Annotated in this window: 19 protein-coding genes; 9 read left to right on the top strand and 10 right to left on the bottom strand. The window is 64.1% G+C overall.

Going from position 1 to position 17,984, the window contains the following annotated elements; genetic code table 11:
* Positions 1 to 2: 2 nt before the first annotated feature.
* The 3 genes from FXV83_RS13630 to FXV83_RS13620 form a co-directional block, all read right to left on the bottom strand.
* Entirely contained in the window at positions 3 to 1,193 is a 1,191-nt protein-coding gene (locus FXV83_RS13630) for an acyltransferase family protein (protein WP_187435877.1), read from the bottom strand.
* Between the two features lie 270 nt (positions 1,194 to 1,463).
* Positions 1,464 to 3,317 carry a potassium transporter Kup gene (locus tag FXV83_RS13625; protein WP_148739783.1) on the bottom strand — a complete coding sequence of 618 codons (1,854 nt, stop codon included), beginning with the start codon at positions 3,315 to 3,317 and terminating at the stop codon, positions 1,464 to 1,466.
* Between the two features lie 191 nt (positions 3,318 to 3,508).
* Positions 3,509 to 3,766 (bottom strand): hypothetical protein, encoded by a 258-nt coding sequence (locus tag FXV83_RS13620; protein ID WP_148739695.1) that lies wholly within the window; start codon positions 3,764 to 3,766, stop codon positions 3,509 to 3,511.
* A gap of 245 nt (positions 3,767 to 4,011) precedes the next feature.
* Between FXV83_RS13620 and coaD the strand changes: the two genes are divergently transcribed.
* The 5 genes from coaD to queA all read left to right on the top strand — a co-directional run bounded on the left by coaD (position 4,012) and on the right by queA (position 7,220).
* Positions 4,012 to 4,509 (top strand): pantetheine-phosphate adenylyltransferase, encoded by a 498-nt coding sequence (gene coaD / locus FXV83_RS13615; protein WP_148739693.1) that lies wholly within the window; start codon positions 4,012 to 4,014, stop codon positions 4,507 to 4,509.
* A 35-nt stretch (positions 4,510 to 4,544) separates the two neighbouring features.
* On the top strand, positions 4,545 to 5,120 hold the full coding sequence (locus tag FXV83_RS13610; protein WP_148739692.1) for a peptidylprolyl isomerase: 576 nt from the start codon (positions 4,545 to 4,547) through the stop codon (positions 5,118 to 5,120).
* Between the two features lie 8 nt (positions 5,121 to 5,128).
* A complete protein-coding gene (locus FXV83_RS13605) occupies positions 5,129 to 5,539 on the top strand; it encodes a hypothetical protein (protein ID WP_148739691.1) in 411 nt (136 codons plus the stop codon).
* The gene (locus FXV83_RS13600; protein ID WP_148739690.1) at positions 5,536 to 6,000 is read left to right on the top strand and encodes a peptidylprolyl isomerase; all 465 of its coding nucleotides are present in this window, start codon (positions 5,536 to 5,538) and stop codon (positions 5,998 to 6,000) included. Before FXV83_RS13605 ends, FXV83_RS13600 begins: the two co-directional genes overlap by 4 nt.
* A gap of 146 nt (positions 6,001 to 6,146) precedes the next feature.
* Complete coding sequence (queA, locus tag FXV83_RS13595) at positions 6,147 to 7,220, top strand: tRNA preQ1(34) S-adenosylmethionine ribosyltransferase-isomerase QueA (RefSeq protein WP_148739689.1); 1,074 nt, start codon at positions 6,147 to 6,149, stop codon at positions 7,218 to 7,220.
* 91 nt (positions 7,221 to 7,311) lie between these two features.
* On the opposite strand, the gene FXV83_RS13590 is transcribed toward queA, so the two are convergent.
* The 4 genes from FXV83_RS13590 to FXV83_RS13575 all read right to left on the bottom strand — a co-directional run bounded on the left by FXV83_RS13590 (position 7,312) and on the right by FXV83_RS13575 (position 11,512).
* Entirely contained in the window at positions 7,312 to 8,349 is a 1,038-nt protein-coding gene (locus FXV83_RS13590; protein ID WP_148739688.1) for an aspartate-semialdehyde dehydrogenase, read from the bottom strand.
* 283 nt (positions 8,350 to 8,632) lie between these two features.
* Positions 8,633 to 9,238: a PepSY domain-containing protein gene (locus FXV83_RS13585; RefSeq protein ID WP_187435883.1), complete on the bottom strand. Its 606-nt coding sequence runs from the start codon at positions 9,236 to 9,238 to the stop codon at positions 8,633 to 8,635.
* Positions 9,239 to 9,515: 277 nt separating this feature from the next.
* Positions 9,516 to 10,262 carry a TetR/AcrR family transcriptional regulator gene (locus tag FXV83_RS13580; protein ID WP_148739685.1) on the bottom strand — a complete coding sequence of 249 codons (747 nt, stop codon included), beginning with the start codon at positions 10,260 to 10,262 and terminating at the stop codon, positions 9,516 to 9,518.
* A gap of 134 nt (positions 10,263 to 10,396) precedes the next feature.
* Positions 10,397 to 11,512 carry a patatin-like phospholipase family protein gene (locus FXV83_RS13575; RefSeq protein ID WP_347341054.1) on the bottom strand — a complete coding sequence of 372 codons (1,116 nt, stop codon included), beginning with the start codon at positions 11,510 to 11,512 and terminating at the stop codon, positions 10,397 to 10,399.
* Positions 11,513 to 11,786: 274 nt separating this feature from the next.
* On the opposite strand from FXV83_RS13575, the gene tgt reads away from it, so the two are divergent.
* Positions 11,787 to 12,935, top strand: coding sequence for a tRNA guanosine(34) transglycosylase Tgt (gene tgt, locus FXV83_RS13570; protein WP_148739683.1), 1,149 nt, complete (start codon positions 11,787 to 11,789; stop codon positions 12,933 to 12,935).
* Positions 12,936 to 13,021: 86 nt separating this feature from the next.
* On the opposite strand, the gene FXV83_RS13565 is transcribed toward tgt, so the two are convergent.
* The gene (locus FXV83_RS13565) at positions 13,022 to 13,240 is read right to left on the bottom strand and encodes a hypothetical protein (RefSeq protein WP_148739682.1); all 219 of its coding nucleotides are present in this window, start codon (positions 13,238 to 13,240) and stop codon (positions 13,022 to 13,024) included.
* A gap of 218 nt (positions 13,241 to 13,458) precedes the next feature.
* Between FXV83_RS13565 and cysK the strand changes: the two genes are divergently transcribed.
* On the top strand, positions 13,459 to 14,436 hold the full coding sequence (cysK, locus tag FXV83_RS13560) for a cysteine synthase A (RefSeq protein ID WP_148739681.1): 978 nt from the start codon (positions 13,459 to 13,461) through the stop codon (positions 14,434 to 14,436).
* A gap of 3 nt (positions 14,437 to 14,439) precedes the next feature.
* Positions 14,440 to 14,679, top strand: coding sequence for a BrnA antitoxin family protein (locus tag FXV83_RS13555; protein WP_148739679.1), 240 nt, complete (start codon positions 14,440 to 14,442; stop codon positions 14,677 to 14,679).
* A gap of 202 nt (positions 14,680 to 14,881) precedes the next feature.
* Here the strand turns inward: FXV83_RS13555 and FXV83_RS13550 are convergent, their stop codons facing one another.
* Both FXV83_RS13550 and FXV83_RS13545 read right to left on the bottom strand, forming a co-directional pair.
* The gene (locus FXV83_RS13550) at positions 14,882 to 16,318 is read right to left on the bottom strand and encodes a caspase family protein (protein ID WP_148739678.1); all 1,437 of its coding nucleotides are present in this window, start codon (positions 16,316 to 16,318) and stop codon (positions 14,882 to 14,884) included.
* A 216-nt stretch (positions 16,319 to 16,534) separates the two neighbouring features.
* Positions 16,535 to 17,410 carry a DMT family transporter gene (locus tag FXV83_RS13545; RefSeq protein ID WP_148739677.1) on the bottom strand — a complete coding sequence of 292 codons (876 nt, stop codon included), beginning with the start codon at positions 17,408 to 17,410 and terminating at the stop codon, positions 16,535 to 16,537.
* Positions 17,411 to 17,557: 147 nt separating this feature from the next.
* On the opposite strand from FXV83_RS13545, the gene FXV83_RS13540 reads away from it, so the two are divergent.
* Positions 17,558 to 17,956: a RidA family protein gene (locus FXV83_RS13540; protein WP_148739676.1), complete on the top strand. Its 399-nt coding sequence runs from the start codon at positions 17,558 to 17,560 to the stop codon at positions 17,954 to 17,956.
* Positions 17,957 to 17,984 lie beyond the last annotated feature (28 nt).

Raw genomic sequence — 17,984 nt, 5'->3', positions numbered from 1 at the left:
CGTCATCGAGGTTGATCTGAGATAGCGCCCTTGTCCGAAAATCGTGGATGCCGGTGGACCAGCAGTCTCGCGCTCACGGTCAGGTATCCGCTCGCGGCCCAGCTTAGAACCAGCGCCACGATGAGGACGAATGTGGCTTTGGCGACGGCATTCAGGCTCGTGCCGAGCAGTGCATATTGCAGCCACAGCACCAACGGATAATGCGTGAGGTAGATGCCGTAGGCATTGGTCGAAAGGCTGTCGGCGAGCGCCGAACGGCGACGCAACAATGCCAACGAACTCGCCACGAAAGCGATAACGCCTGTTGCGCATGCAAAGGGAAAGGCGAAGGCCGCGGCGAGACGATATGCCGGGGGGCTTGCATTCCAGTCCGGCATCGTCAGCGAGGTCAGCCCGCCCCATACTGCAAAGCAGGCGAATGCTGCTGCAACCCAGGCTGGCCAGCGGCGCGCGAGGGGGCCGTCGGTGCGGAAGATACTGCGATTACAGCCGTAGCCGCCGATGGCGAGTCCCGCGGAGAAATAGAGGAGATAGTGGAGCGGGCGGCTTAGCTGGAAAGACAATGGGCCGAAAAAGGTCCATTCCCACGGCGTAAAGATCATCGCCAGCGGGACATAGGCCAGTGCCGAGAGACTGGTCAGACCTGCGAAGAAGAGCAGCGGACGATCGCCGCACTTGGCGATGATTAGGCTCGCGGCCCGTGGCCACGATGGCACGATCTCATGCAGTGCAGCAGCCAGTCCGCTGAGCAGCAGAAGCTGCCACAAGAACCATTGCGGGCCCGAGGGCCACATCGGTAAAGCGCGCCAGTGCTGCCAAAACGCCGCAGGCGATGGGTCGGTCGCGGTCGTTAGATACGACGCGTAGTACGCTACCGGACTGAGAAGGGCGACCGCGAGAACGAAGGGCAATCCGATTCGCCACCAGCGCTCCGCGAGATAGGCGGCGCCACCCTTGCGGATCAGGCCATGCGGGGTGAACAGGCCCGCCAAAAGGAACATCAGGGACATTAAGCTGACGTCTTGCCATGCGCAGAACAGGTCCAGCCCGAACCAGCGTTCGCGATCGACGATCGGAAACGCGATCCATCGATAGGGCGGCGCGTCGAAGGCGAACGGATGCGGCGGCTGAGAGGCGAGGTAGGGAAGAGCCGAATGGAAGGCGACCACGATCAGGATGACGAGAGCGCGCAAGTTGCTGAATGTGACGTTGGCGCCAGAGTTCATGGTGGAGCACCAGCCCAGGATCCTGATCTCGCCGGCACCAACCGAAAGGCGATCCACCTGGTTCCAATTCGCCAACGAGCAATTTCAACAGCGATCCCGCAGCGGACGCTGTTTTGCTGAAGCCAACGCCTCCAGCGCTCGGCGCGCCGGCGCGCTCGTGGGCTCGGGTCTTCTCGCAACCTGTGTCGGCGTCGCGTCGCTGCGCGCAGTCGCTACACGGTGCGAGCAACGCGTCGGCTAAATCTCCAGCTCCGTACCGAACTCCACCACCTGCCTGGTCGGCACGCCGAAGAACGCAGCCGAGCGTTCGGCGTTGCGCTGGAGGAAGGCGAACAGGGTTTCGCGCCAAACCCACATGCCCGGGACATCTTCGCGCGGGATGATGGTCTCGCGGCCGACGTAATAGGTGATGTCGGAGAGGTCGATGCCGGGCAGCTTGCCCTGCCGGCAGGTGAGCGTCAGCCCCTCATAGATGGTCGGGTTCTGCATGAAGCCGTAATGCAGGATGACGCGGGTGATGCCGGGGATGATCTCGATCACCTCGGCGCGTTCCTCGTCGGCAATGTGCGGCAATTCCTCAATCAGGACGGTGACGAGGACGACACGCTCGTGCAGAACGTGGTTGTGCTTGACGAATTGCGTCAGCGCCAGCGGCACACCTTTCGGTGCCGAGGCGAGGAACACGGCGGTGCCGGGAAGGCGGGCGCTACACTTGTTGACCGCGGTCTCGATCAAATCCTCCTCGGGCTGGCGCAGCTTCGCGCGCGCCGCCTCGACCAGCTTCACGCCGGCGCGCCAGGTCAGCATCAGGAATGCGACGAGGCCGGCGAGCAGCAGCGGGAACCAGCCGCCCTCGAACAGCTTGATCGAATTGGCCGAGAAGAAGATCACGTCGATCACGAAGAAGAAGCCGTTCACGGCAACCACGAGCCACGGCGAATAGCCCCACTGGATCGCGACCAGGGCGGCCAGCAGCGTGGTGATCGCCATCAACAGCGACACCGCGATGCCGTAGGCGCCAGCCAGCGCATCGGAGGTGCCGAAGCTCAGGACCGCGCCGAGTGTTGCGGCCGCGAGCAGCCAGTTTACCAGCGGCACGTAGATCTGGCCGATCGCGTCGCTGGTGGTGTGGCGGATCTGCATGCGGGGCAGGAAGCCGAGTTGAATCGACTGCTGCGTCAGCGAGAACACGCCCGAGATGATCGCCTGCGAGGCGATCACGGTCGCCACCGTGGAGAAGGCGACCAGCGGATAGTGCAGGGCATCGGGGCAGAGCTGGAAGAACGGATTCTCGATCATCGTGGGATCGGTGATCAGGAGCGCAGCCTGGCCGAAATAGTTCAGCACCAGCGCAGGCAGGCAGACCGTGAACCAGGCGAGCCGGATCGGAAAGCGGCCGAAATGCCCCATGTCGGCATACATGGCCTCGCCGCCGGTCACCGCCAGGAAGGCGGCGCCCAGGATCGCGAAGGAGACGTGGAAATCCTGGTGAATCAGGAAGTCGAACGCATAGAGCGGGCTGAGCGCGACCAGCACTGCCGGCGCCTTGACGATGCCGTGGATGCCCAGCGCGGCGAGCACGATGAACCAGGCCATCATCACCGGCCCGAAGATGCGGCCAATAAAGCCCGCGCCTTGCTTCTGCATCATGAACAGGCCGACCAGGATGGCAATGGTCACGGGCACCACCGCCGGCGCGAGCGAGGGCGCATCCACCTTGAGGCCTTCGATGGCGCTCAGCACAGAGATTGCCGGGGTGATCGCGCCGTCGCCATAGAGCAGGGCGGCGCCGACGAGGCCGACCACCAACAGGTGGGCGCGCCACGTGCCTGATTGGGCGTGGCGGGCGTGCAGCAGCGCCAGCAGCGCGACGATGCCGCCTTCGCCGCGATTGTCCGCGCGCAGGATCAAGAGCGCATATTTCAGCGAGATGATCAGCAGCAGCGCCCAGAGGATGAGCGAGGCAACCCCCAAGACAGCTTCGGGAGCGAGGGTGGCGCCATGGGCGGCCGCCTTGGCGGCTTCCTTTAGGGCGTAGAGGGGGCTGGTGCCGATATCGCCGTAGACCACCCCGAGGGCGCCCATGGTCATGGCAAGCGGCAGCGGATCAGGATGATGGCCGGAAGCGACAGCGGGTGTACTGGACAAAAGCGACCCCTCAATGGGTTCGCGCCCAACGGGCCATTCCGCCGGGCGCGAGCATCAGCCAGTCTGCGACGAGACGTCGCAAATATCCATGGGGTTCATACTGGGATGAGATGACGCGGAGCTGACAGACCCGACTACGGAGTGCGGTCGGCGCTCACGAGGCGAGCCTCGCGGACATTGGTCTTGGTGCCGGCGCGGCGCAGGCAGGAGGCTTCAAAGTTCGGCCAGGCCTGCTGCGAGCAGTCCTTGCCGATGGTGCGGATGTCGAGGCGGTCGCTCTTGGCGAGGGCCTGCGGCACGCTGGCTTCGACGGTCGGAGCAAAGCCGGGCAGAAGAGTGAGGGCAGCGGCAACACATGCGGAGAGTGCGATCGCTGAAAGAGCCTTGATCATTGACGGTCCCCTGTGATGTGGCCGCTACGCCCAGTGTGCGGCCTGTCATTTGTTGGCCGGATTAGTAACCATGGCCAGTTTCCGGACGTCTTCGCGGGCGCGTGAAATGGTTTCGTTCGCGTTTCCTTTGTTTCGTCGCCGCTCCCAGGACGAAACAAACCGGGGGATTCCGACATGGTTTTGCGGAAAACGGGCAGAAACCTGCCCGGCTTGCCGGGCCGGGCCGGGCGCGGTAGGAGAAAGCCATGCCGCGCATCGCCTTCTATCCGGGTTCCTTCGACCCCATCACCAACGGCCATCTGGACGTGGTCCGGCATGCCGTTCCCCTCTGCGACAGGCTGGTGGTCGCGATCGGGGTCCATCCCGGCAAGGAGCCGCTGTTCTCGACCGAGGAGCGCCTGCAGATGCTCCACGACATCTGCGGGCCGCTGGCGGCCGCGGCCGGCTGTGCTCTCGAGGCCACCACCTTTGACGACCTTTCCGTGACCGCCGCGCGCAAGCATGGCGCGACCATCATGATTCGCGGTTTGCGCGACGGCACCGATCTCGACTACGAGATGCAGCTCGCCGGCATGAACGAGGCCATGGCGCCGGAGGTGCACACGGTCTTCCTGCCGGCGTCCCCCATGGTCCGCCCGATCACCGCCACACTGGTGCGCCAGATCGCAGCCATGGGCGGCGATGTTTCGACATTCGTGCCGCCGCTCGTCGCAAGCCTGCTCAAGGCCAAATTCGCTGGGTAACGGCGCTTCTTCATCTCACCTGATCCGGAGTTTTCATGATCCGTCGTCTCGCAATCCTTGCCACGATGTTTGCCGCGCTCCTCGGCGCGGTCCCGGCCGGCGCACAGACCCTGCCGGCGGGTCTCGACAAGGCCAACGCCATCGTCATCGACACCACCAAGGGGCGCATCGTCATCAAGCTGCGGACCGATCTTGCGCCCCAACACGCCGAGCGTATCAAGCAGCTCGCGCGCGAGGGTTATTACAACAACGTGCCGTTTCACCGCGTGATGGACGGCTTCATGGCGCAGACCGGCGACGGCCAGAACTTCAACGGCACCGGCGGCTCGAAATATCCGAACCTGAAGCAGGAATTCTCCAAGGTGCATTTCGCACGCGGCATCGTCGGCATGGCCCGGCGCGGCGACAGCGTCGATACCGCCAACTCGCAGTTCTTCATCATGTTCGCCGACGGCGGCAGCCTCGACAATCAATACACCGTGGTCGGCGAAGTCGTGCAGGGCATGGACGTCGTCGACAAGCTGAAGAAGGCTCCTCCCGGTTCGAGCGGCGGCACAGTCACCGATCCCGACAAGATGGTGAAAGTGCAGGTCGCTTCCGACATTAAATAGGAGAGGCGATGGCGCGTTGCGGCGACAAGCTGCTGGTAGCTGCCGCGGCGCTTCTGCTCGGCACCTTCGGTGCGGCCGCCGAGGACGCGCGGATCAATACCATCCAGGAGATATTCCAGCATCTGCGCACCTGCTGGAAGCCGCCCCCGGTGGCCAAGGCTCGCCCCATCGACATCACCGTCGTCGTGAGCTTCAACCGGGACGGAAACATTCTGGGCCATCCGAGGATTAGTTATGAATCCGCTGAGGCCTCCGACGATGACCGGCTGCAATACCGGATCGCGGTGATGGAGGCATTGCAACGCTGCACGCCGATGCCATTTACCGATGCGATGGCCGGCGCCGCTGCGGGGCGTCCATTCGCGATCCAGTTTCGCAACCGGAAGAGTTCACCCCCAACCCAAGAGAGACGAATATGAGCGCCACCGAAAACACCCTGATCCTCGAAACCACGCAGGGCCCCGTCACTATCGAGATGCGGCCCGACCTCGCTCCCGGCCACGTTGCTCGCATCAAGGAGCTCGTGCGCGAAGGCTTCTACGACGGCATCGTGTTCCACCGTGTCATCGACGGCTTCATGGCGCAGACCGGCTGCCCGCACGGCACCGGCACCGGCGGCTCGGGTAAGAAGCTGAAGGCTGAGTTCAACAAGGAACCGCATGTGCGCGGCGTTACCTCGATGGCTCGTGCGGCTAGCCCCGACTCCGCCGACAGCCAGTTCTTCATCGTTTTCGACGACGCCCGCTTCCTCGACAACCAGTACACGGTGTGGGGCAAGGTCACCGAGGGCATGGAGAACGTCGACAAGATCAAGCGCGGCGAGCCGGTGCAGAACCCCGACAAGATCGTCAAGGCGCGGATGGCGGCGGACGCGGCGTAGGCGCTCGACCCTCATCCTGAGGAGTGCGGAACGTGCGTCTCGAAGGATGAAGGCCCCCGCTGCTGCAGTTCGGCCTTCATGGTTCGAGACGGCGCTACCCGCCTCCTCACCATGAGGGGCGGGCTGCGTTGCGCCAGGCACCAATCATGCGCACCGACCTCTTCGACTTCGATTTGCCTGCTGAGCGCATCGCCTTGCGCCCAGCGCATCCGCGCGACTCCGCGAAGATGCTGGTCGTGGAGAACGGCGCGCTGCGCGATCAGGCCATCTCGGACCTGCCGCGATGGCTGAAGCCGGGCGACCAGCTCGTCGTCAACGACACCAAGGTGATCGCGGCGCAGCTGAGGGGCCGCCGCATCGGCCGCGAGACCGAGCCGAAGATCGAGGCCACGCTGATCAAGCGCCTCGACGGTTCGCGCTGGCAGGCGCTGGTGAAGCCCGCCAAGAAACTAGTTGCCGGCGACCGCGTCCGTTTCGGCAATGAAGGCAAGGTCTGCCTGCTCGGCCATCTCGACGCCGAGGTCGAGGCCAAGGGCGCCGAAGGCGAGGTGACGCTGTCGTTCTCGTTCCACGGCCCGGCGCTCGACCAGGCAATTGCGGATGTCGGCAGCCCGCCGCTGCCGCCCTACATCGCCTCCAAGCGCACGCCGGACGATCAGGACCTCGCCGATTACCAGACGATGTTCGCGGCGCATGAAGGTGCCGTCGCCGCGCCGACTGCGGGCCTGCATTTCACGCCTGCGTTGGAGCAGTCGCTGCGCGACCGCGGCGTCGGCATCAACCGCGTCACGCTGCATGTCGGGGCAGGGACGTTCCTGCCCGTGAAGGTGGACGACACCGAAGGCCACAAGATGCACGCCGAGTGGGGGACGATCTCGGCGGAGACGGCGGAGAGGCTCAACACCGCGCGGAAGAACGGCGGCCGCATCGTCGCTGTCGGCACCACGTCGCTGCGGGTCTTGGAAAGCGCCGCCGCCGAGGACGGCACCATCCAGCCCTTCGCGGCCGAGACCTCGATCTTCATCACGCCGGGCTATCGCTTTCGCGCGGTCGATATCCTGCTGACCAATTTCCACCTGCCGAAGTCGACACTGTTCATGCTGGTGTCGGCGTTCTCCGGCCTCGCGACGATGAAGCAGGCCTATGCGCACGCGATCGCGAATGGCTACCGGTTCTATTCGTATGGCGATGCGTGCTTGCTATTTCGGGCGGAGCAGTAGGGTGGGCAAAGGCGCGTCGCGCCGTGCCCACCATCAAGTTCATGGAAAGTGAAGGTGGGCACGCTTCGCTTTGCCCACCCTACGATACCCGCTACGCCATGACCCGCTGCGGCAGCAGTTCGGCGATCTGCACCGCGTTCAGCGCTGCGCCCTTGAGCAGCTGATCCGCCGACACGAACATCGAGATCGAATGCCCCGAGGGATCGCTGAGGTCCTTGCGGATGCGGCCAACCAGGACGTCGTCCTGACCCGAGGCATCGATCGGCATCGGGAAGTAGTTCTTGGCGCGGTCGTCGACGATCTTCACGCCGGGTGCCTGCGCCATGATGGCGCGGACCTGGTCCTCGGTGATCGGCTTTTCGCATTCGAAGGTGATGGCCTCGCAATGGGCACGCAGCACCGGCACGCGGACGCAGGTGACACCGATGGCGATAGTCTCGTCCTCGAAGATCTTGCGGGTCTCGTTGATGACCTTGGTCTCCTCATCATTATAGCCGGTCTCGGGATCGATCGCGGTGTTGTGGTTGAAGAGGTTGAAGGCATAGGGGTGCGGCATCACCTTGGGCGTATAGACCTGCCCGTTGAGATTGGCGCGGGTGGACTCGACAAGCTCATCCATTGCCGCGGCGCCGGCGCCGCTGGCGGCTTGGTAGGTCGAGATGATCACGCGCTTGATGCGGTTGTTCTGGTGGATCGGCCAGAGCGGCACCAGCGCGGTGATCGCCGCGCAGTTCGGGTTGGCGATGATGCCCTTGTGGTCACGGATGCGCTTCGCGTTGATCTCAGGGATCACCAGCGGCACGTTCGGATCCATGCGGAAGGCGGAGGAGTTGTCGACCACGACGGCGCCTGCCTTGACCGCGATTGGCGCGTACTGCTTCGAAATGCCGCCACCGGCGGAGAACAGCGCGATGTCGACGCCCTCGAAGGCGCGCTCGGTCAGCTCCTCGATGACGACGTTCTGGCCGCGGAACGATACCGTCTTGCCGGCCGACCGCGCGCTTGCCAGTGCCTTGAGCTTACTGATGCGAAAGCCGCGCTTGTCCATGGTGGCGATGAATTCGGCGCCCACCGCACCGGTGACGCCGACAATCGCGACGACGGGATCGTTACTCACATTCTCCTCCATTCAAGTTGAGCATGATCTTGTCGGAAAACCGGATTCCACTTTTCCGGATCATGCTGTGAGCTGAAGACAACAAAAAAGCCCCGGACCATCGTGGGCGGGGCTTCGGTAGAGCTGATGCGTTTTAGTCGACGACTACGCGCGCACGCCTCCCCGGGCCCCGAAGGCCGTGGTGGTTTTGGTCGTGCGTTTGGTGGTCGCGAACATGGCGGCGACTTATGCGGGAGAGTTTTGCGCCCGTCAATGGCTTTTCGGCGCGATTGTGGCCGAGGGCGGGACCTCGACGCTATCTTGCCCGGGCGCCCGGAGGCTCGAGGATGACCTCCTTGAGGTCGTCGCCGCTGATGACGACGATCGCGAAATTCAGCCGTCCCCGTTCGCGCACCAGACCGCCGCTGATGGCCCTGCCGGATGCCGCTTGCTCGGCGACGCGTACCGCATCCGCGAGGCGGTGCCTGATGGCACCGAGCGCTGCGAGATTGCTGCGATCGTCCAGGTCGAGCTCGGTCAGGGGAAGGGCGGCTTCCCCGCCAACGAGCTCGCCGGTCGAGGCATTGATGGTATGGCGCCAGATGCGATCATTGTGCAGGGTCTTGACCCTGTAGACCGGCACACCCGCGCCGCCATCGAAACTCACATCCGCAGTGGTGGCGCCGGCGTGCCGCGCTTCGGCAATGGCCATGGCCTGGCGGAGCGAGATCGACGAGCTGCGGAAGCGTTCGATCTCGCGGCTCACGGTCTGGCGGTCGGCCTCGGCATCACCATCTATCTGGCTGTTGAGAGTGGTAGGCGTGCCGTCGGCCGTGCCGATCGCGCGCGCCGGAGCTGCGATCAGCAGCCCCGACAGGGCGATCGCGAGCAACTTCCAGGAGCGTAATCGTGCCGCCTTCATGCTCGATATATCTGGCATGTTCAAAACCTTTGGCCGGCCGATGGCCGGACGATCGCAAAGAAAGTCGCGGCCGACCATGGGCAGTGGCCGGCCGCGGATCGTCGCAACGGGCTGCACCCGTCGCGGCGACCTAAGTCTGAAAGGCGGTCCGCACCGCTTTTGGGGCTGGTGAAAAAGGGCCCGGGCTCGCTTATAACAAAACCATACCGTATCGTTTTATTTTGGTCAACGGCGCAACCGTGAGCCCCGTGGGATAGATCGCAAGCTCACGGAATTGTCAGCGGGTGGGGCGGCGCCGCCGCGCAGCTTTGGCGGCATCCTGGACGCGGTCCGCAGGCCCGAGCGCACCGGCCAGGAACAGCCTGATTGCCGCGCGCATCCGCTTTTCGGCGGATTTGATTTCCGTCGGCATTCCAAACGTCGCCATGCGGTGAGTGTGGCCGACGACGACGTCGAGAAACACTTCGGCCGCAATGGTGGTGTCCTCGACGTCGAGGGCGCCTTGCGCCACCAAATGATCGAAGAAGCGCGCGGTCGTGGCGACAGCCTTGAGCCAACCTTCTTCCTTGCCGAGCTTGGCGATGTCGGGAAAATTGATGGCCTGTGACGTCATCATGCGGCTGAAGGCCATGGCGTCGGGTCCGCAAGTAAAGGTCAGCATCTCCCGCCCGATCTCCACCAGGCGCTGTTCGGCCGAGACACTGGACGAACTGCCGAGCTGCATCTCGGCGGCTGCGGACAGCGGCGCAAGCCAACGCTCGATCTCGCGCCTGAATACGGCGGCAAACAATCCGCGCTTGTCGCCGTAACGGGCATAGACTGTGGGCTTGCTGACCCGGGCCGCTTCAGCGACCGCATCGAGTGAGGTCGCGTCAAAACCGCGATCCAGGAACAGGCGGGTGGCGACCTCGATCAGCCGCTGATCACGCTCGATCGCGGCGCTTTTCGTCGGCCGGCCGCCGCGAGATTTCGGCACTTCGCGCCGCGGCGCTGCTGGCCTTGTCCTGGTCGCGGTCAATCCCATGCCCGATGATTCCTGCGCGTTCCTGACAATCGTCATTGCTCTATAACGCGCGGCAGCCGGGGCGTCATGGCGAATCTGGCCGAATTGGCCATATCCTCAACGGTCTCGGTACGGCGTCGTTCCCAGGCGCGGTCTCACGGGAGTGTCGAAGTCCAGGCCTGGCCGGCTGCGGCTTTCTCGTAGCCGTACTGATACAGCGCCCGCATATAGCCGGTATCGAACCCTTCCGAGGCCGGTGCCGGATAGTCGCGCGCGATGTAGGAGAGGTGGAAGCCCAGCTGGTTGCGCTTGGCGAAATCGTAGGTCGAGAAGATGATGGAGCGCGTCTGCGACTGCGTGATCGAGGACAGGCTGCGCGAAGCGACGTCGATCGTGCCGTTTGCGACGAGCTCGAAGTTGCGCTCGATCTTCTTGTTGACCAGGATGTAGATGTCCATCTTCGCGTTGCCGGGCAGGCGCCCCTGGAATAGCAGGGCCTCCGGCAGTGTCAGCACCGGGGCCGTCACGCCGCCGTCGACGTGCATCTCTTGAAACCTGTGTCCCTGGCCTTCAGCCTCGATCAGGATCGGCGGAAACACCAGCGGAATGCTGGCGGAGGCCGCCATCACGTCGCGAAACAGCTTGAGCGCTTCGGGCGTGCCGACCGCGGCGATCTTGCCCATGTCCCAGATGGCGGTGCGCTGGGTGTCGAGATCGGTGGTGACCACCAGCAGCCTCCGGCCCTTGCCATATTCGCGCGCGACCTGCGCCAGGATCTCCGGCCCGACATAGCGCGCCACCAGCTCGCGCAGCCGCGTATTGCCGAACAGGCCGGATCCGAACAGCACCCGCATGATGCTCGGGTCGTTCAGCAGGCTCTCCGCGATGCCGCTGGTGTAGACGTCCTTCAGCGTGTCGTCGTATTGCGGCCCGAGAAACGCAAAGGGCGCGATCAGGCCGCCGGTGCTCACCCCCGAGACGACCGAGAAGGTCGGGCGGGTGCCAGCTGCTGTCCAGCCGTTCAGCACACCGACGCCATAGGCGCCATCGGCCCCGCCGCCGGAGAGCGCCAGATAGCTCCTCGTCGCCGGGAAGTTGAACTTCGTGATGGGCTCGTCGGTGTAGCGCCTCAAACCGTCGATATCGAGCACGCGTGAACTGCTGGCATCGGCCGTGGTGTAGGGCGTCCGCGGCAGCGTCGTGCAGGCGCCCAGCGCTAGGCTGTACGCGAGCACGGCGGACCCGAGCAGGCGAAGGCCGGTCCTCCTCATCCGGGCGGGGGAGAGGATCGTTTCAGTCTGGGCACAAGAGGAAGGCATCCGCGGTCAATCACCGTCTACGCTACGCCGCCGGGCGTTTCCGCCAAGCGCTGGCATTCCCACCTTGGCCCCCGCTGATAGAACTATACCGTATCGTTTTGTTTAACAAGCGGTCATGTGCGGGCGCTCGCACGGTTCAATTGTGTCCGGCCTCGGGCGGGCAGGACTGCCGCGGCTGAGAATTGGGCGGTTGATTGGCCTCTCCCGACACGCAATAAGCACCGCCATGAGTCTTCCCACTGACAGTCGTCCCAATCATTTTGAACTGCTCGCCACCGATGGCGCCGCGCGCGCAGGGCGCCTGACGACGCCGCAGGGCGTGGTGCGGACGCCCGCCTTCATGCCGGTCGGCACCGCCGGTGCGATGAAGGGCATGCACTGGCGCGAGGTGCGTGAGGCCGGCGCGGACATCGTGCTCGGCAACACCTATCATTTGATGCTGCGTCCGGGGGCCGAGCGGATCGCGGCGCTCGGCGGCTTGCAGAGGTTCACCGGCTGGAACGGGCCGATGCTCACGGATTCCGGCGGCTTCCAGGTGATGTCGCTGTCGGACCTGCGCAAGGTCAGCGAGCATGCCGTGACCTTCCGCTCGCATATCGACGGCGCCAAGGTCGAGCTGTCGCCGGAGCGCTCGATCGAGGTGCAGCGTTTCCTTGGCTCCGACATCGCCATGCAGATGGACGAATGCGTGCGGCTGCCGGCCGAGCGCGACGACATTGAGCGCGCGATGCGGCTGTCGCTGCGCTGGGCCGAGCGAAGCAAGCGCGCGTTCGAGAGCGCGCCCGCGGGCTACATGCTATTCGGCATCGTGCAGGGCGGCGACGTGCCGCAGCTTCGTCATGCCAGCGCCCAAGGCCTCGTCGAGATCGGCTTCCACGGCTATGCCATCGGCGGCCTTGCCGTCGGCGAGCCGCAAGCCGTGATGCTGGCGATGATCGACGAGACCGCGCCGGCGCTGCCGTCCGACCGACCCCGTTACCTCATGGGCGTCGGCACCCCCGACGACATCCTCGAGGCGGTGAAGCGCGGCATCGACATGTTCGATTGCGTGATGCCGACGCGCAATGGCCGGCATGGCGTTGCCTTCACCCGGTTCGGCCAGGTCAATTTGCGCAATGCGCGGCATGCCGACGATCCGCGTCCCCTCGACGACGAGAGCGCATGGCCCTCGACGCGTAACTGCGCGCGCGCGTACCTGCACCATCTGGTCAAGGCCGGCGAAACGCTGGGCGCGATGCTGCTGTCCGAGATCAATATCGCTTACTACCAGTTCCTGATGCAGGGCATCAGGGACGCGATCGCACACGGAAAGTTCGAGGAGTTCTATCAGCGCACGCGCGAAGACTGGGCGAGCGGCGACATCGCCCCGCGCTAGACATGATCCGGAAAGGTGTGGAGCGGTTTTTCCCCGCGACAAACGTGGAACGCGTTTGCGCGGAGATCTTGCTCAAACCGCAAAGATCAGTTGCAGAGGAATCGCTGCTTGACGGCGTGTTTGGTCACAAAGCCGTAGCCGCAGGTGTCGCACGTCCAGAGATAGCTGATCACGTGGTCGGAAACATACGCAGAGGCTTCGGCTGCGACCATGGAGTCGGCGCAGACGGGACAGGTCGGCAACTCGCTGCAACGCGGATCGCGGCTCGGTGCGATGGTCGACAACACTTCAGCGACAGCTGACATCGTGGTGACCTCTCTGCTTTAAGACGTAAGTCTAACATAAGCAGAATCAGTTGACGAGGTCGCAACACAAATGCGTCGATTTCTGATAATTACAGCTCACGCGATTTTGCGATGCAGCGTATTTAACATGTGCCGCATTGCTTGCGTGTCGTGACAGGCTGTCTGCAACTGCATAAAGCTGCGATCAGCGCGCCGATTGTTGCCACAGGGAGTTCATCATGGACGCATCGTCCAACGCGGGTGCAGCGCACCAACCCGGCCGCGGCCGGATTTATGATTCGATCGTCGAGGCTTTTGGCGACACGCCGATCGTACACTTGCGCCGGCTGCCGGGCATGCACGGCGTGAACGCGACAATTTTGGCAAAACTTGAATATTTCAATCCGGCTGCAAGCGTGAAGGATCGCATCGGCGCAGCCATGATCATCGCCATGGAGAAGGCGGGGATTATCAACCCGGATACCGTGCTGATCGAGCCGACCTCCGGCAATACAGGCATCGCGCTGGCCTTCGTGGCTGCCTCACGCGGCTATCGGCTCAAGCTGGTGATGCCGGAATCCATGTCGATCGAGCGGCGCAAGATGCTGGCGTTTCTCGGCGCCGAACTGGTGCTGACGCCGGCAGCGCAGGGCATGAATGGCGCAATCGCCGCGGCCGAGGAGCTCTTGAAGACGACGCCGAATTCGGTAATGCCACAACAGTTCAAGAACCTCGCCAATCCCGAGGTGCATCGCCGCACCACCGCCGAGGAGATCTGGAACGACACCGGCGGCAACATCGATTTCTTCGTCGCCGGCGTCGGGACCGGCGGCACAATCACCGGCGTCGGCCAGGTACTCAAGCCGCGCAAGGCCTCGTTGCGGGTGGTGGCAGTCGAGCCGGAGGAAAGCCCCGTGCTCTCGGGTGGGCAGCACACCCCGCACAAGATCCAGGGCATCGGCGCCGGCTTCGTGCCCGACATTCTCGACCGCTCCGTGATCGACGAGATCGTCAAGATCAACTCGACGACGGCGATCGAATTCTCGCGGTCGCTGGCGTGCCACGAGGGCATTCCGGGCGGCATCTCCACGGGCGCCGCGATCGCTGCGGCCCTCCAGATCGGCAAACGGCCGGAAGCTGAGGGAAAAACCATCCTGGCTATAGTGCCGTCCTTCTCCGAGCGTTATCTTTCGACCGCTCTCTTTGAAGGAATCTAGCACATGGCGGATCAACCGAGGCGGCCGCGGACATTGGGCGACGCGCGCTCCGAAGCCGAAGCAGCGTTCAAGAAGGTGACGGCCAAGGTCGCCGAGGCGCCAGTGAAGAAGACTGTCGTACCCGGCATCAAGGAGCAGGTCAGCTTGCGGATCGACCAGGACGTGCTGGAGCATTTCCAGGCGGGCGGGCCCGGCTGGCAGGATCGCATCAACGACGCGCTGCGCAAGGCGGCGGGGAAGTAGGCGCCTCCGGCACATACGGTCCTCATCCCGGAGAGACCGCGGAGCGGTCGTCTCGAAAGATGGCCGCGGGAGGAATAGGGGCCGTCATGGTTCGAGACGGCGCTGGCGCGCCTCCTCACCATGAGGGGAAGACGAAATAGAGAGGAAGACGAAAAAGCCCGGCTTTGAGCCGGGCTTTGGTTTTTGGATCGGGCTCCGCGGTTTACCGGCGGAACATGCCGCCCATCATGCCGCCAACGACGCCACCGACGAAGGCCGCACCGGCGGCATCGCCGCCACCGTTGCTGCGGGGAGCAGGAGCCGGCGCGCTGCCGGCTGCGGGGGCACTGCTGGCACGCCGGGCCGCCTTCTGGCTGTTTTCGCTCGCGGTCGGCGGGCCGGCCACGATCTCCGCGAGCAGGGCCTTGTGTTGGAGCTTGTTGAGGTACCCTGACGATGGATAACCGCGTGCCGCCTGCCAGCGCTTGAGCACCGAGCGCGTCTCATCGCTGAAGACACCGGTCAGCTTGGTGTCGAAGCCGAGCCCGGTGAGACGGCGCTGCACATCGCGACGCTGGTTCTTGTCCAGCCCCATCTGGTCTTCGGTGAGCTGGCTGGCCTCGTCGGTAAAGGTCGCGGGATCGATGCCTGCATTGAGCGCCCGGGTCGTGGTCGACGGGCCGCTCTTGATCGCCGCGAGCCGTGCCAGCGCCAGCGCCTTGAACTGACCGTTCGGATAGGCCGAGAGATAGGCGTTGAGCTCTTCAGGCTTGTTGGACTCCTTCACCGAGCGCCAGTACTCGAGCTCGACACCGTCCGAGCTGCCGCCGGTGGCAGCCGCCGGCACGCTTCCAGCCGCGGTCGGCGAAGCGTTGGCCACCTGCGTGGTGGGCGCCTGGTTGAGGTAGACCGCGCCGATCAGGTTGGTGTGACCCCAGGGAAGCTGGCCCTTGTGGGTCTCCTCGTTGACCTGGGCACGCACCTGGGTCATCGCCTGCTGGATCTCGACGCCGGGCTTGGTGATGTTGTCGATCAGCGCACGGGTGAACGGGCTGTTGTTGCCTTCCTGGCCGTCGAGCGCGGTCTGTCCCGGGCCGGTGGCGAACGCGATCAGGGTGCCTTCGCCGGACTTCATCTCAGCGAGGCCGCTCTGCACGTTGACGCTGCGGGTTGCGGAGTTCGACTTAATCTTCGCCGCAAACGGATTGTCGCGGCAGGCGTCGAGGAAGACGAGCTTGACCTTGGCGTCGCCCATGGTTTGATCGAGGGTCAGGTCGATGTTGATGGCGGCGCCGAGCTTGACGTCCATCTCCGATTTGATGTCGGCGTCGACCGGCAGCAGATAGTTGGAGCCGCCGACGGCAATGCCGTGACCGGCATAGTAGAACACGGCGACATCGGAGCCCTGCGCCTTGCGGCCGAAATCAAGCAGCTTCTCCGTCATCTGGTCGCGCGACAAGTTCGAACCTTCAATCACCTCGAAGCCGACATTTCGTAGCGTAGCCGCCATCGCCTTGGCGTCGATCGGCGGGTTCGGCAATTGTGCGACGTTCTTGTAGGCGCCATTGCCGACCACGAAAGCGACGCGGCGATCAGCCTTCGCGGCGCTGACCGACAGCGCCATGCACATCAGCGAGGCGAGAAGGGTGAGAGTGCGCATCTGAAATCCCCATCAGAATCGAATTGCAGGCAGCAACAAATTGGCAGCGAACTTACACAAATTGCCCGGCTTCGCGCCAGCAAAACGACCAGTCGCCCAACTCACTGCGTTGCGGCCGAATGTGCACGATGGAATGCCCCTCCAACGTGATCCAAATCACTTTCGACCACCCTATTTTGTTTTGTCTTTGTTTTGTCGCGCGAGGCGACACGTGGTTCACGGCGCGGGGGCAGGAACCGGTGCGCCGGGCTTCAGATTCAATAGATTTCCGAACAGGATCAATGCCGCGCCGAGCACGGTCCAGGCGTCCAGCCGCTCCGAATAGAGCAGCCAGCCGGCGGTCGCGGTCAGGGGAACCCGCAGGAAGTCCATGGGAACGACAATGGTCGCGTCCGCATAGCGCATCGCGCTGGCGAGACAGTAATGCGAAAACGTGCCGCAGACGGCGATCACGCCGACCCATGCCCAGACATAGGCCGACGGCCAGCTCCAGACGAACAGCGTCGGAACGAAGCCCGCGACCGATTGCACCACCAGCATCCAGAACAGGATCGAGAGCGCGCTTTCGGTTCGGGTCAGCGACTTGACCAGTGCCATCGATACGCCAAAACCCATGGCGGCGCCGAGTGCGATGACTTGGCCCGGATTGATCTCGCCGGTGGCGGGCCGGACGATGACGATCACGCCGATGAGGCCGAGCACGATGGCGGCGATCTTCCACGGCGTCATGCGCTCGGACAGGAAGCTTGCCGCGAGCAGCGCCGTCCAGATCGGCATGGTGAATTCGATCGCCACCACCTGACCGATCGGGATCAGCGTCAGCGCGACGAACCAGCCGAGCTGAGCGACATAGTGCACCAGATTGCGCCCGATGTGCTGCAGCAGGCGCGATGTCCCGAGCACCTTGAAGCCGCCGGCGCGGTAGATGATCGGCGAGAGCAGAACGAAGCCGACCAGCGACCTCACTTCCATGATTTGAAAAACGTTCAGCTCGCGCGTAGTTTCGCGCCCGGCAACCGCCATGACCAGCATCAGCGACAGCCATCCGGCCATCCACAGTGCAGCCATCGTTTTGGACGGTATCGTGCTCATCGGGATGAAATGTGGGAAGCGAGAATCCTGAAGGGAGGCCGGTATCGGCGACATCGCCGCCGTTTGCAACGGCCAAATCTGCCGGTGCAGCGATGCACGGCGGCGTGCTAAGGCTTCGACGAACAACGAGAAAAAAGGGAGGACTTCATGCGCATCCTGCAGCCGGCCGAATGGTCGAAACCGCGCGGCTTTTCCCATGGCGTGGTGGTGGAGGGGCCGGGCCGATGGGTGGTGCTGGCCGGACAGACCGGCAGCGACGAGACCGGAAGTTACGCGCCTGATATGGCCGCGCAGGTCGCAACCGCGCTGAATCGGATCATCAAGCTGCTGGCAGAGGCGAGCGCCGGCCCCGAACATATCGTCCGCCTGACCTGGTACCTGACCAGCCGCAGCGAATATGAGACCGCAGGCGCCGGCATCGGCGCAGCCTGGAAGGAAACGCTCGCGCGCAATTTCCCGCCTTCGACGCTGCTCTTTGTCGGCGGGCTGGTGGACGAGCGGGCCAAGGTCGAGATCGAGGTGACGGCGTTCGTTCCGAGCGCATAAAAAAATCGATCCGGCGAAGTCGCCGGAT

Origin of the sequence: Bradyrhizobium hipponense (assembly GCF_008123965.1) — a bacterium.
Lineage (GTDB): Bacteria > Pseudomonadota > Alphaproteobacteria > Rhizobiales > Xanthobacteraceae > Bradyrhizobium > Bradyrhizobium hipponense.
The sequence above is the reverse complement of the archived record's forward strand: the minus strand, read 5'-3'. Positions and strand labels throughout refer to the sequence as shown.